Origin of the sequence: Mycetocola spongiae (assembly GCF_020424085.1) — a bacterium.
Taxonomy (GTDB): Bacteria; Actinomycetota; Actinomycetes; order Actinomycetales; family Microbacteriaceae; genus Mycetocola; species Mycetocola spongiae.
On record NZ_CP080203.1, the window covers coordinates 1599499 to 1612664 of the forward strand.

The window sequence follows — 13166 nt, forward strand, 5'->3', positions numbered from 1 at the left end:
GTTATTCCTTTCGGGTGGTGCTGTTCGGGGTGTCCGTGGTGCCTGCGGCGGCCACGGGGGTCTGGGTGGGTACGGGTGCCGGTGCGGCCCCGACCTTTTTGAGTGCGCTGTCCTTCTTGGAGGACTTCTTCGCCTTATATTCCACGGCGTTGAGCATTACGGCGAGGATGATTACCGCGCCCTTGAAGACCATCTGCCAGTACTCGGAGATTCCGATGATGACAAGGCCGTCGGAGAGGAAGCCGATCACAAAGGCACCAAGCAGGGTGCCGCGGATGGTTCCCTTACCGCCCATCAGGCTCGCTCCACCGATAACCACGGCGGCGATTGCGGTGAGCTCATAGGAGTTACCCGCCTGCGGGGTGGCGCTCGTGAGCTCCGAGGTGAGGATCAGACCGGCGATTGCGGCAAAGGCACCCGAGATCACATAAACGCTGATCTTCACGCGCTTCACGGGGATACCCGACAGCTCGGCGGCGCGCTCGTTTCCACCGGAGGCGTAGAGCCAGCGGCCGAAGGCGGTCTTATTCAGGACAAAGCTGGAGCCACCGGCGATGATGATCATCACGATCACGCCGACCGGAACCATCAAGACGGTGTTAAAGCCGACCCAGTCAAAACCGGTATTGCCGAGGCTCTCGGATCCGCCCAGCTTGGGGAAGGTGAGGCCGTTGGTGATGAGCAGTGCAATACCACGCACCACGTACATCATTCCCAGGGTGGCCACAAACGGCGCCACTTTAAACCGGGAGACCAGTATTCCATTCACGTATCCGACCGCGGCTCCGATGGCGATCGAGATGATCACCACAACCCAGACGGCGGGATAGGCCACGGCCTCCCAGAACGGCAGGTTCACACCCTGCAGCAGATAACCGGCCACCACGCCCGAGAGTGCCACGGTGGAACCCACCGAGAGGTCGATACCGGCGTTCAGGATCACCATGAGCATACCGATCGCGAGGATCGCGTTCACGGCCACGTGCCGGGTCATCACCACGAGGTTATCGGCGGTGAAGAAGTTCGGCGACAGCGAGGAGAAGATAATAATGATGACGAGCAGGGCGATAAAGGCGCGTCCCTCAAGGAGCAGGCGCCCGATGGTCATGCCCTCCGGGAGAAGGCCCTTCTTGCCCCCGGTAGCAGCGGTTGAGCTGGTCATTTGTCGGATCCGTTCATGTCTTCGATGTCGACAGCCTCACCGGAGGCGGCCATAATGTCTTCCTTGATGGCGTTGGCCGAGCTGAACTCGGCGGCAAATTCGCCCTTGCGCATCACGAGGACGCGGTTGGCCACACCGAGGCATTCCACGACCTCGGATGTGGTGTAGACCACGGCCAGTCCCTCGGCAGCGAGCTCGGCGAGGAGTGCAAAGACCTCGGTCTTTGCGCCGATGTCGATGCCGCGGCTCGGCTCGTCCAGCAGGATGACCTTGGGGCCGGTCTGCAGGATCTTGCCGATGACCACCTTCTGCTGGTTTCCGCCCGAGAGGGAGGTCACCGGGGCATCGGGGCCTGCGGTCTTGATGTGGATATCCGCGATGGACTTCAGGTTGCGCTCTTTTTCCTTGCCCTGGTTCAGGACCAGGCGCTTGGTGATCGCACCGAGGCTCGCGAGCGAGAGGTTACGTCCCACGCTCAGGGCCTGGACCATGCCGTCGCGCTGACGGTCCTCGGGAACGAGGGCCAGTCCGCGGCCGATGCGCTCGGAGATGCTGAGGCCCACGAGGTTCTCGCCGTCCACCTCGATCTTTCCGGTGAGCAGTTCGCCGCGACCCGCGAGGGCCTCCAGCAGCTCGGTGCGGCCGGCACCCATCAGGCCGTAGATGCAGACGATCTCGCCGCGGCGGACGGTGAGGTCCACGTTTTTTACGGCGATACGGTCGGGATTATTCTTATCGGCCACGCTGATATCGGTCAGTTCCAGCGCGGTCGCGCCGAAGCCTGCCTCATCGGGAGGGGTTCCGAGGTCGAAGTTGGCTCCCACCATGTGGCCCACGATCCAGGGCAGGTCCACATCCGCGGCGGTCTCGGTGGCGACCAGCGAGCCGTCACGGAAGACCACCACATAATCGGAGACCTGCAGGGCCTCCTCGAGGTGGTGGGAGATATATACGATCGACACACCGGCGGCGGTCAGATCGTCGATGACCTTAAAGAGCACCTCAACCTCGGCGGCGGAGAGTGCACTCGTGGGCTCATCCATGATCAGGATGCGGGCCTCCTGTGAGATCGCGCGGGCGATCTCCACAATCTGCTGCTGGCCCAGGCGCAGGTCCGAGACGGGCGTGCGGGGATCCACGTCCTCCTCAAGCTGCGTCATGAGCTCGCGCACGATCTTCTCCTCGGCCGCGTAGTCCACGGTTCCGAAGGGGGTCATGATCTCGCGACCCATGAAGATATTGTCCCGAACGTTGAGGTTCGGGGCCAGGCTCAGCTCCTGGTGGATGATGCCGATACCCTGCGCCGAGGCCTCGCTCGTGGAGTCGAAGGTCACGGGGCGATCGTAGAGCTCCAGGGTTCCGCTGGAGGGCTGCTCCACACCCGAGAGGATGCGCATGAGCGTGGACTTTCCGGCACCGTTCTCGCCAAAGAGCGTGGTGACCTTGCCCTTGTGAATCTCGAAGTTCACGCCCTTCAGCGCCCGCGTACCACCGTAGTTCTTGGTGATGTCGTGGGCCCGGAGGATGACGTCGCCGACGTTATAGTCGGTCACTTGGCCACCTCAATCGAGACGGGCATGACCAGCAGGAGCTTGGGGTTGAGCGGCTGGAAGGCGCCAACCACGGTGATCTCCTGGCCCGAGAGGGACTTGATGTCGAGCTTATCCAGCAGCTCGGTCTTCATCTGGGCGTTGAGCTTATCGCCCACACCCTGGAAGTCGAGCTGGTTGGTGAACATCTCAAAGGTGGCCTTGCCGGTGGCATCGCGCAGGGCGGTTCCCAGCAGCGCGGGTCCGGTCTGCACCGAGACGCCCACACCCTCGGGCATGCCCTCCACGGTGATCGGGAGGTAGCCGCTGGGGGCCAGCTCGCCGGCGATACCGGTGAACTTCACCGAGTAGGTCGCGGTCGGGCCGCTGCCCACGGCGAAGTCCTTTGCTGCCTGTGCCGGGTCGGCCTGGAGGGCCTCGGCCACGGTCACAACGTCCTCGGCGCGCTCGGTGATGCCGCCGACGATCACGTCGTCATAGCTTTCGGTGACAAAGGTCTGCGGGTCAAGCCCCGAGGCGGTGGCCGCGGCCACGTCGTTCTCGTTGATGACCTTGGTACCCAATGTTCCCATCGCGACGAGGAGCACCACGATCACCCCCGAGGTGATCCAGGCCCCGCGATGGGACTTCTTCTTCGTTCCTTGAGACACGTAAAATCTCCTGCCTGCGTCTTTGCGAGTATTTGCTTGGGGGGGGTGAGCGTGCTGCGTGAGGGCTTAGAGGTCCATGAACACGCGAGACTGCGTGTCATTCGGACGGATCTGGAGCTTGCGGCCGGTTCCGGCGCGGAACTTCTCGAGCGCGAGCTCATAGTCGTCCAGGGTGAAGGAGTGCGAGATCATGGCCTCGGGCTTGATGGCTCCGGCCTCGAACATCTCGACGGCGCGGCCGAAGGAGTTCAGCACGGCCATGGTGCCCACGATGTTGATCTCGTCGCGGTAAACGCGGAAGGGCGAATAGCCGGCCTTGGCCTCGGCGGGGGCCACACCGAAGTGCTGGAAGGTTCCGCCGGCCTTGACACGGGGAAGCGCGTTCTCGATCGCGGCGATCACGCCGGTGCAGTCGATAACGACGTCCCAGTTCTCGCGCTCGGAGTCATCGGCGTTGGTCAGGGTGTGCTCGACTCCGACGTCGCGGGCGGCCTGCAGGCGGTTCTCGTTGAGGTCCACCACGGTGACGCTCGCGGCGCCGGCGCGGGGGGCAAGCTGGGCCATCAGGAGGCCCATGGTGCCGGCACCGTAGATGAGGTAGTGCTCACCCATCTTGCGGGGCAGGATGTCATAGCCGCGGATGGCGCAGGCGAGGGGCTCGATCAGGGCCGCATAGTTCAGGTCGGTCTCGGGGCGCAGCTTAAAGGCGTTGGCGCGGGGCACCGAGACGTATTCGGCGGAGGCTCCGTCGCTGGCAACCACGCCGAGGCCGTTCCAGGCGCGGCAGAGGTTTCCGCGGCCGGTGAGACAGAACTCACACTCGCCACAGGTGGTGGAGGGGTTGATCGCCACGTGGTCGCCCACGCTGAGGTCGTGCACATCGGAGCCCACCTCGGTGACCACACCGGTGGCCTCGTGGCCCGGGATCAGGGGGTAGATGGTGCCCTCGAACTCGCCGTCAAAGACGTGGGTATCGGTGCCGCAGATACCAACCGCGGCCACCTTGATGATGACGTCCTTGGGCCCGGCCTTCGGGGTCGCAACCTCGGTCAGCGAAAGCTCGTGTGCCTTATCGAAAACTATTGCTCGCATCTTCGTCAATGCCATTTCCGTCACCAATTCAGCTTTGATTGGCGACTGTCGCGGGTGTCAACGTCGAGACTGGGGTGGTCCGGCGTCATCTGGTTGTTATCTACTTATCCCAAACTAACACAACTCGTGAGGCTTACCGGCACCAGAAGCGTGATAACGGTGTCTAATCGTGATATTTTGCGTGAAATCGGGAGTAAGTTAACACAAGGGTTAACCGTTAACGAGGGATAACCCCCCGGAAACTCGCGGATTTTCGGCCCCAGGCGGCGCGAAGCGGCGTTCGTGAGATATTTACCCCGGAACGCCAAAACGCGGTTATCCCCCGGGATTCCGGGCGATAACCGCGTATGACTGGATATTCCCGCGTGATTTATCACACGGGAGTTACCTAGGCGACGGGCAGATCCTCGTGCCGCGGCGCCGGGCGCACCCAACCGGCGTCAAGAATGCCGTGATCCTCGGCCAGCTCGGCCACGGTGGCCGCCACCTCGGCGGCCGTGCGCTCCGCGTCCCAGCCCAGGGCGGGCGCGATTGCCGCGGCCACCTCCTCCAGCACGGGGCGGTGCCCGCGCCCGGTGAAGGCCAGGCTCGTGCGGCGCTTCATCATGTCACTCAGGCTCACCACGCGCTCCTCGGCCGCGAGGATCGCAAGCTCCTGCACGCCATAATCCGGTGCGCTGCGCAGCGCGGTATCCCCCGCGGCGAGCGCCAGGATCAGCGGCTCGGCCCGGGTGCCATAGCGCGTGAGCAGCTGCTCCACGCGCGCGGTGGACAGGTGGGAGGCGCGCGAGCGCACCCACTGCTCGCGGGCGGAATCGGTGGCCGGATAATCGCGGCCGCCACCGATTGCCAGCCCCGCGGTTGAGGAGGTGCGGGTGCGGCCGAGCCGCTCCAGCGCCTCATTGGCGAGGTGCTCGGCGAGCGCGCGGAACGTGGTCCACTTGCCCCCCACGAGGCTCAGCAGCGGGGTGCCGCCGAGCTCGGTGGGAACGATGCGGTAGTCCCGCGAGACAAATCCGGGCTGGGTATCGCCGTGGCCGGGCAGCGGGCGAATCCCCGAGAAGCGATAAACGATCTCATCGCGGCTCACGGCCACGGCGGGGAAGACGTGGTTGATCAACTCAAAGAAGTAGTCCACCTCCTCCTCGGTGCAGCGCGCGGGCTCGGCGGGATCGGCCTCGAGGTCAGTGGTACCCACCATCACGCGATCCTTCAGCGGATAGATCAGCACGATGCGGCCATCGCTGTGCTCAAAGAAGATCTCGCGCCCGGCGGTGGCCGCAAGCAGCTCGGGGTTATCCAGCACGATATGTGAACCCTTGGTGCCGCCCATATAGGTGGTGCCCTCGCCGAGTGCCGCATTGGTGAGGTCGGTCCAGGGACCGGAGGCGTTGATGATCACATCGGCGCGCAGCGTAAAGGTATCGCCGCTGACGGTATCGCGCACGCGCACTCCCCCGCCCTCGGCGGCCCCCACGGCCTCAAGATAATTGGCGGCGCGCGCGTGCTCGCCCGCGGCGAGACCATCGTGCAGCACGTCCAGGGCGAGGCGCTCGGGATCGTGCACCGAGGCGTCAAAATATGTGGCCGTGTATTTCAGGTCGGCGTTGAGGTGCGGCAGCGCCGCGAGCGACTTCTTTTTTCCGTGGAATCGGTGGCGCGGCACGGTGCCCCCATCGCGGGAGAAGGAGTCGTACATCATCAGGCCCATTTTGATCAGGAGGGCGCCGCGCTCATTGGGCTTGCCCTGCTTATGGGTGAGGAAGCGCAGCGGCGCGGTGATGATGCCGGAGAAGGTCGAAAAAATCGGCACGGTGGTCTCGAGGGGCTTCACATAATGGGGCGCGATCTTAAGCAGGCCGTTGCGCTCCTGGACCGATTCCTTCACGAGCCGGAACTCGCCATTTTCGAGGTAGCGGATGCCGCCGTGGATCATATGACTCGACGCGGCCGACGCTCCCGAGCAAAAGTCGTTACGCTCAATAAGAGTCACATCGATTCCCTGGAGAGCCAGGTCGCGAAATGTGGCTAGACCGTTGATCCCTCCCCCGATGATCAGAACCTGAGATTCGGGGTGGGATCGCAGCACCTCGATCGAGGCTCGGGTGATCCCCTGGTTCTCCGACTGAGACGACATAACGTGCGGGCCCTTCACTAGAGTTTTAAGTGTTCCCCTCGATTGTCACCCCCCATTCAACAACGTGCAAAGTCTGTGCACAAACGTGCAAGGAGCAATAATGTCACTTCCGGACTCGTTCTCGCTCAGCGGGAAGACCCGCGACGCGCTCACCGCTGCCCAGCTCTACTACCTGCAGGATCTGACGATGGACGCGATCGCGGCGGAGCTGCACACCTCGCGTTCCAGCGTTTCCCGGCTCCTCGGCCACGCCCGCGATACGGGCCTCGTGGAGATCCAGGTGCGTTCCCCGCTCGACGCACCGCGCCAGCTGGAAAACGATATTCGTCAAAAATTTGGTGTGGTCGCCCACGTGGTATCCGTGCCCGATCAGATCAGCGACGTGGATCGTCTCGACCGGGTCGCGCTCTACGCTGCACGGATTCTCGGTGGCTTTTTTGACTCCAATATGTCGATGGGTGTGGCCTGGGGCTCCACGATGAGCGCGATCTCCCGCAATCTCTCCTCCAAGCCCACCCATAACTCGCGCATCGTGCAGCTCAACGGCGCGGCCAATCCGCGCACCACCGGCATCGCCTATGCCAGCGAGATCCTGCAGCGCTTTGGTGCCGCCTTTGGCGCGGCCATCCAGCAGTTCCCCGTGCCCGCGGTCTTTGATGACCCGGCCACCAAGACGGCGATGTGGCGCGAGCGCAGCGTGAGCCGCGTGGTCGAACGCCAGCGCTCGCTGGATATCGCCGTATTTGGCCTGGGCTCCACGTTTGCCGAGGTGCCCAGCCACCTCTACGCCGCGGGCTATATCGACGATGCCGACCTCGCCGAGCTGCGCGGCAGCGGCGTGGTGGGAGACGTGGCCACCGTGTTTTATCGCGAGGACGGCACAAGCGATAACATCGCGCTGAACGACCGTTCCTCGGGCCCGGGCATGACGGTGCTGCGCGGAATCGCGCGCCGCGTCTGCGTGGTCTCCGGCACCGGCAAGCTGCGCACGCTGCGCGGGGCCCTCGCCGCGGGCCTCGTGACCGATCTGATCGTGGACGCCGGCACCGCCCGCCGCCTCGTGGACCAGGGCCCCAGCGACGCATAAGTAATTTTATGACGCGGGAATAACCCCGGACACGCGGTGTTGTCCTACGATAGATACGAAATGTGCTCCGGGGTCGGTGAGAGTCCGAACCGGCGGTGAAAGTCCGCGAGCCGTGAAGAAACGGGAGAAAACTCCCCGCTCAACGCGGTTGAGCCGGCGAAATTCCGGCACCGACGGTTATGGGTCTGCTCCCGCAGGCTCGAGTCCGGATGAGAGGCAGCACACGAGAATCACCGCTATTCGGCGACCGCCGGTGGGGGTGACCTCGCGACCCGGAGCACGCCCGACCAAAGGCACACTCCGATGATTTCCGATACTCAGCTCGAACCGGCCATGCGCCGCGCGTTTGAGCTTGCCGCCCGCGGCCCCGAGCGCGGGGTTAATCCGCGCGTGGGCTGTGTCATCCTCTCCCCCGGGGGCGAGGTGCTCGCCGAGGGCTGGCACCGCGGCTCGGGCACCGCGCATGCCGAGGTTGATGCGCTGGGCCGCCTGGCCGATCCCGGGCTCGCCCGCGGCGCCACCGCCGTGGTCACGCTGGAACCGTGTAATCACACGGGGCGCACAGGTCCGTGTGCGCGCGCCCTGATCGCCGCGGGTATCGCCCACGTGGTGTACGCCGTCTCCGATCCGGGGGCCGCCCGGGTGGTTCCCGATCCCGTGACCGGCGAGCTCGCCGCGAGCTCCGCCCACGGCGCACAGACGCTGCGCGATGCGGGCGTGAGCGTGCGCGCGGGGCTGCTCCGCGCGGAGGGTGAGGCCCTGCTGGGCGATTGGCTCGCGAGCGCCCGCCTGGGACGCCCCGTGGTCACCGTGAAGTGGGCGTCCAGCCTGGACGGCCGCGGGGCCGCGGCGGATGGCTCAAGCCAGTGGATCACCGGCCCCGAGGCGCGCGCCGATGTGCACGCCTGGCGCTCGCGCGCCGAGGCCATCGCGGTGGGCACCGGAACCGTACTCGCCGATGATCCCGCGCTGACCGCCCGCATCGAGGGCGTCCTCGCCGAGGACCAGCCGATCCCCGTGGTCTTCGGGCGGCGGGCAATCCCCGCGGATGCTCAGCTCAAGAGCCACCCACATACCCCGATTCAGGTCTCCGGGGCCGACCTGGAGGCCGATCTGCGCGAGCTCTATGCGCTGGGCATCCACTCGGTATTTGTGGAGGGCGGCCCAGCCCTCGCCTCCTCTTTCCTCGCGGCCGGCCTCGCCGATACCGTGCTGGTTTATCTTGCCCCCACCCTGATCGGCGGACCCCGCGTGGCCGTGACCGATCTGGGCATCACCTCCATTACCCAGCAGCAATACCTCGTCTTTGATGACGTGCAGCGCCTCGGCTCCGATCTGCGCATCGTGGCCCATACGACGGGAGAAAAATAGTGTTTACCGGAATCATCGAGGAGCTCGGTGTGATCACCCAGATCACGCCCGGCCCGGATGCCGCGCGCTTCAGCGTGCGCGGCCCGCTGGCCGTCTCCGATGCGCGGCACGGCGATTCCATCGCCGTGAGCGGCGTCTGCCTCACCGTGATCGAGCAGACCGCGGAGGGGTTCACCGCCGATGTTATGGCCGAGTCCCTGCGCGTCTCCGCGCTCGGCGATGCCGGCGTGGGCACCCGCGTGAACCTGGAACGCGCGGCCCGCGTGGGCGATCGCCTGGGCGGACATATCGTCCAGGGCCATGTGGACGGCACATCCACGCTGCTGAGCATCACTCCCGGCGAGGCCTGGCGCGTGCTGCGCTTCTCGCTGGATTCCGAGCTGGCCCCGCTGGTCACCGGCAAGGGGTCGATCACGGTGGACGGGGTGTCCCTGACCGTGAGCGCCATCTCCGATCCGGCCGAGCCGGAGCAGTGGTTTGAGGTCTCCCTCATCCCCGAAACCCTCGTGGCCACCACCCTCGGCGAGCGCGCCGTGGGCGACCGCGTCAATATTGAAACCGATATCCTGGCCCGCCACGTTGAGCGCATGCTCGCCCTGGCCGCCACCCCCAACAAAGGACAGAACCGATGAGCCTGGGAACCATTCACGACGCACTTGAGGCGCTGCGCGCCGGAAAGCCGGTCCTCGTGGCCGATGACGAGGGCCGCGAAAACGAGGGAGATGTCATTCTCTCGGCCGCCCTCGCCTCGCGCGAGTGGCTCGCCTGGACCGTGCGTCATACCAGCGGCTATATCTGCGCCCCGATGCCCAATGAGCTCGCCGATCGGCTGGAACTGCCGATGATGGTGGAGCATAGCGAGGATATCCGGCGCACCGCCTATACCGTCACGGTGGATGCCGCGAGTGGCGTGACCACCGGCATCAGCGCGGCCGATCGCGCCCGCACGCTGCGGGTGCTCGGCGAGCCCGGCTCGGTCGCCACCGATCTGATCCGCCCGGGTCATATCGTGCCGCTGCGCGCCGTGGACGGCGGGGTGCTTGAGCGCGCCGGCCATACCGAGGCCGCCGTGGACCTGATGCGCCTGGCGGGGCTTCCCCCGGTCGGCGCGATCGGCGAGGTGGTCGCCGAGGACGGCGAGATGATGCGCCTGCCCGGGCTGATCGCCCTCGGCGTGGAATTTGACCTGCCCGTGATCACGATTGCCGATCTGATCGAGTATCGTCGCGGCCTGGAGATCGTCGAGGCGGTCTCGCTGACCGAGCCGATTAACCGCACCGAGCCCTCCTCCGTCACGTTTGAGGTGGAGACGCTGCTGCCCACGATCCACGGCGATTTCCGGGTGCGGGCCTATCGCGACCGCGAGACCGGGGCCGATCATGTTGCGCTGATTAAGGGCGAGCCGGGGGCCCATGCGCTCCTGCGGGTGCACTCGGAGTGCCTCACCGGGGAGGCCTTTGGATCGCTGAAATGCGAGTGCGGGCCGCAGCTGGACGCGGCACTGCAGGCCATTAACGTGGACGGCGGCATCGTGATCTACCTGCGCGGCCAGGAGGGTCGCGGCATCGGCCTGATTAATAAACTGCGCGCCTATAGCTTGCAGGAATCCGGCATGGACACCCTGGACGCCAACCTGGCGCTGGGCCTGCCCGCGGATGCCCGCAGCTATCACGCGGCGAGCGCGATCCTCGAGGACCTCGGGGTGAGCAGCGTGAACCTGCTCACCAATAACCCGGAGAAGGTGCGCCAGCTGGAGCAGTACGGCATCACCGTCGCCGAGCGCACCCCGCTGGTTGTGGGTGTCGGCGAGGTTAACGCCGGCTATCTGCAGGCCAAGCGCGACCGCATGGGTCACCAGTTTGCCGGCGAGGCGGGTTCCCCCGTGGTCGCCCTCCCCCGCCCCTAATTTCCCCCAGTAAAGGACACAGCATTATGGCCAGTGAAGGCGCACCCCAGAACTCTCTCCCGGTGGATGGCACCGGGCTCAACGTGGTCGTGATTGCCGGCACGTGGCACGAGGAAATCAGCAACGGCCTGATCGCGGGGGCCGAGCGCGCCCTTGCCGAGTCCGGTGCCGCGTTTAGCGTGATCCGGGTGGCGGGCAGCTTTGAGCTGCCCGTGGTGGCCCGGCGCGTGCTGGATGCCGGTGCGGATGCGGTGGTCGCGCTCGGCGTGATCATCCGCGGCGGCACCCCGCACTTCGAGTATGTCTCGGATGCGGCCACCTCGGGCCTGACCCAGGTCTCGGTGCTCACCGGAAAGCCCGTGGGCTTTGGTGTGCTCACCCTGGACGATGAGCGGCAGGGGCTGGACCGCGCGGGCCTCCCCGGCTCGAAGGAGGATAAGGGGCGCGAGGCCGCCGAGGCCGCGGTCACCACCGCGGCGCTGCTGCGCTCGCTCTAGCTTCTCCCGCGGCGGGGGCATGATTCTCATGCCCCCGCCGCCGTGGTTAACCCCTAAATAGGGGCCCGCCCCGGGGCCCCGGCGCACCCCGGATTCGGGCTAATGCGACAAAACACCGTCGCCATCTCGTAATAAATATTGTTGAACACGCCGAATAATTATTGCTATACAAAATACCGGCGTATATTAACGGAGGTCCCACACAACGGGGACCACTCTTTTTTCCGCAGTTCTCGATCGCGCCACCCCTGCATCGGCACTACGGCATACCTCATTCTCTTTTCAGGAAGTGACTATGTCAGCCACCGCAACCGGCGCGCCCCAGGCCGCCCCCGCCAATCCCCGCTCGCGCGTAATTCTCGCGAGCCTCATCGGCACCACGATCGAGTTCTACGACTTCTACGTCTACGCCACCGCGGCGGTCCTCGTTTTCCCCGCGCTGTTTTTCCCCACCGGCAACGAGACCACCTCGCTGCTGGCCTCCTTCGCCACGTTTGGTGCCGCTATGGTCGCCCGCCCGATCGGCGCGATGGTCTTTGGCCACTTCGGCGATAAATACGGCCGCAAGGCCACCCTCGTCGCCTCGCTGCTGACGATGGGTATCGCCACGTTCCTGATCGGTGTGCTGCCGACCTTCGATAACATCGGCTGGTGGGCGGCCCTGATGCTCCTGGTGCTGCGCCTCGGCCAGGGCTTCGCGCTGGGTGGCGAGTGGTCCGGTGCGGCCCTCGTGGCCACCGAGAACGCCCCCGCGGGCAAGCGCGCCTGGTATGGCACGTTCCCGCAGCTGGGAGCCCCGCTGGGCTTTATCATCGCCAACGGCCTGTTCCTCATCATCAACGCGATGCTCCCCCACCCCGAGAACCCCGCACTGCAGTCCGAGGCCTTCCTCGAGTGGGGCTGGCGGATTCCGTTCCTGTTCTCCGCCGTGATGGTAGTTGTTGGCCTGTGGGTGCGCCTGCGCCTCGTGGAGTCCTCCAGCTTCCAGAAGAACGCCGATAGCGGCAAGCTCAAGAAGGCCCCGCTGGCCGAGGTCTTTAAGAACCACTGGAAGAACCTCATCCTCGGTACCTTCATCATGCTGGCCACGTATGTGCTGTTCTACCTGATGACCAACTTCACCCTGACCTTCGGTACCCGCGCCTCCTCGGTTGAGGTTGCCCGCGCCACCGCCGAGGCGGCCGGCAAGCCCTTTAACGCCGATACCTGGTTCCCGGGTGGTGGCTTCGGTTATGTGGACTTTGTGCTGATGCTGATCATCGGCGTGGTGTTCTTCGGAATCTTCACGCTGGTCTCCGGCCCGCTCGCGGATCGCTTCGGCCGCCGCAAGACCCTGATCGTGGTGACGATCCTGATCATCGGCTTTGGTTTCCTGTTCCAGCCGATGCTCACCACCGACCCCGCGATGACCCAGATCTTCCTGATCCTCGGCTTCACCCTGATGGGTGCCACCTTTGGCCCGATGGGCGCGCTGCTGCCCGAGCTCTTCCCGACCAATGTGCGCTATTCGGGATCGGCGATCAGCTATAACGTCAGCTCGATCCTCGGTGCCGCCGTGGCCCCCCTGATCGCCCTCAAGCTGTGGGAGGCCGGCGACGGCAGCCCGTTCCTCGTGGGTATGTATCTCTCGGTCATGGGTGTGCTCACCCTGATCGCCCTGCTGCTGTCCAAGGAGACCAAGGACATCAACATGGATAACTAGGTCCCCGCGGAC

Annotated in this window: 11 protein-coding genes and 1 riboswitch; of the genes, 6 read left to right on the plus strand and 5 right to left on the minus strand. The window is 65.3% G+C overall.

Annotated features, from left to right (window positions below):
* Nucleotide 1 precedes the first annotated feature (1 nt).
* The 5 genes from KXZ72_RS07220 to KXZ72_RS07240 all read right to left on the minus strand — a co-directional run bounded on the left by KXZ72_RS07220 (nt 2) and on the right by KXZ72_RS07240 (nt 6591).
* Nucleotides 2-1162: an ABC transporter permease gene (locus KXZ72_RS07220; protein WP_226079669.1), complete on the minus strand. Its 1161-nt coding sequence runs from the start codon at nt 1160-1162 to the stop codon at nt 2-4.
* Nucleotides 1159-2715 carry a sugar ABC transporter ATP-binding protein gene (locus tag KXZ72_RS07225; RefSeq protein WP_226079671.1) on the minus strand — a complete coding sequence of 519 codons (1557 nt, stop codon included), beginning with the start codon at nt 2713-2715 and terminating at the stop codon, nt 1159-1161. The genes KXZ72_RS07220 and KXZ72_RS07225 overlap by 4 nt, the downstream gene beginning before the upstream one ends.
* Nucleotides 2712-3362 (minus strand): DUF2291 family protein, encoded by a 651-nt coding sequence (locus KXZ72_RS07230; RefSeq protein ID WP_226079673.1) that lies wholly within the window; start codon nt 3360-3362, stop codon nt 2712-2714. The genes KXZ72_RS07225 and KXZ72_RS07230 overlap by 4 nt, the downstream gene beginning before the upstream one ends.
* A 66-nt stretch (nt 3363-3428) precedes the next feature.
* Nucleotides 3429-4454, minus strand: coding sequence for a zinc-dependent alcohol dehydrogenase family protein (locus tag KXZ72_RS07235; RefSeq protein ID WP_226079675.1), 1026 nt, complete (start codon nt 4452-4454; stop codon nt 3429-3431).
* Nucleotides 4455-4842: 388 nt separating this feature from the next.
* Nucleotides 4843-6591: a glycerol-3-phosphate dehydrogenase/oxidase gene (locus KXZ72_RS07240; protein WP_226079677.1), complete on the minus strand. Its 1749-nt coding sequence runs from the start codon at nt 6589-6591 to the stop codon at nt 4843-4845.
* Between the two features lie 100 nt (nt 6592-6691).
* Between KXZ72_RS07240 and KXZ72_RS07245 the strand changes: the two genes are divergently transcribed.
* The 6 genes from KXZ72_RS07245 to KXZ72_RS07270 all read left to right on the plus strand — a co-directional run bounded on the left by KXZ72_RS07245 (nt 6692) and on the right by KXZ72_RS07270 (nt 13154).
* Entirely contained in the window at nt 6692-7678 is a 987-nt protein-coding gene (locus KXZ72_RS07245) for a sugar-binding transcriptional regulator (protein WP_226079679.1), read from the plus strand.
* Between the two features lie 58 nt (nt 7679-7736).
* Nucleotides 7737-7905: riboswitch (FMN riboswitch) on the plus strand.
* 76 nt (nt 7906-7981) lie between these two features.
* On the plus strand, nt 7982-9049 hold the full coding sequence (gene ribD / locus KXZ72_RS07250) for a bifunctional diaminohydroxyphosphoribosylaminopyrimidine deaminase/5-amino-6-(5-phosphoribosylamino)uracil reductase RibD (protein ID WP_226079681.1): 1068 nt from the start codon (nt 7982-7984) through the stop codon (nt 9047-9049).
* Nucleotides 9049-9681: a riboflavin synthase gene (locus tag KXZ72_RS07255; RefSeq protein ID WP_226079682.1), complete on the plus strand. Its 633-nt coding sequence runs from the start codon at nt 9049-9051 to the stop codon at nt 9679-9681. The genes ribD and KXZ72_RS07255 overlap by 1 nt, the downstream gene beginning before the upstream one ends.
* Nucleotides 9678-10955 (plus strand): GTP cyclohydrolase II, encoded by a 1278-nt coding sequence (gene ribA / locus KXZ72_RS07260; protein ID WP_226079684.1) that lies wholly within the window; start codon nt 9678-9680, stop codon nt 10953-10955. Before KXZ72_RS07255 ends, ribA begins: the two co-directional genes overlap by 4 nt.
* A gap of 26 nt (nt 10956-10981) precedes the next feature.
* Nucleotides 10982-11452, plus strand: coding sequence for a 6,7-dimethyl-8-ribityllumazine synthase (ribH, locus tag KXZ72_RS07265; protein WP_226079686.1), 471 nt, complete (start codon nt 10982-10984; stop codon nt 11450-11452).
* A gap of 295 nt (nt 11453-11747) precedes the next feature.
* Nucleotides 11748-13154 (plus strand): MFS transporter, encoded by a 1407-nt coding sequence (locus KXZ72_RS07270; protein WP_226079688.1) that lies wholly within the window; start codon nt 11748-11750, stop codon nt 13152-13154.
* Nucleotides 13155-13166: the final 12 nt, after the last annotated feature.

Coding starts and splice junctions, on each gene's coding strand:
- ribH (WP_226079686.1), top strand. CDS start 10,982: ATGGCCAGTGAAGGCGCACCCCAGAACTCTCTCCCGGTGGATGGCACC.
- ribD (WP_226079681.1), top strand. CDS start 7,982: ATGATTTCCGATACTCAGCTCGAACCGGCCATGCGCCGCGCGTTTGAG.
- ribA (WP_226079684.1), top strand. CDS start 9,678: ATGAGCCTGGGAACCATTCACGACGCACTTGAGGCGCTGCGCGCCGGA.
- KXZ72_RS07245 (WP_226079679.1), top strand. CDS start 6,692: ATGTCACTTCCGGACTCGTTCTCGCTCAGCGGGAAGACCCGCGACGCG.
- KXZ72_RS07235 (WP_226079675.1), bottom strand. CDS start 4,454: ATGCGAGCAATAGTTTTCGATAAGGCACACGAGCTTTCGCTGACCGAG.
- KXZ72_RS07240 (WP_226079677.1), bottom strand. CDS start 6,591: ATGTCGTCTCAGTCGGAGAACCAGGGGATCACCCGAGCCTCGATCGAG.
- KXZ72_RS07220 (WP_226079669.1), bottom strand. CDS start 1,162: ATGACCAGCTCAACCGCTGCTACCGGGGGCAAGAAGGGCCTTCTCCCG.
- KXZ72_RS07270 (WP_226079688.1), top strand. CDS start 11,748: ATGTCAGCCACCGCAACCGGCGCGCCCCAGGCCGCCCCCGCCAATCCC.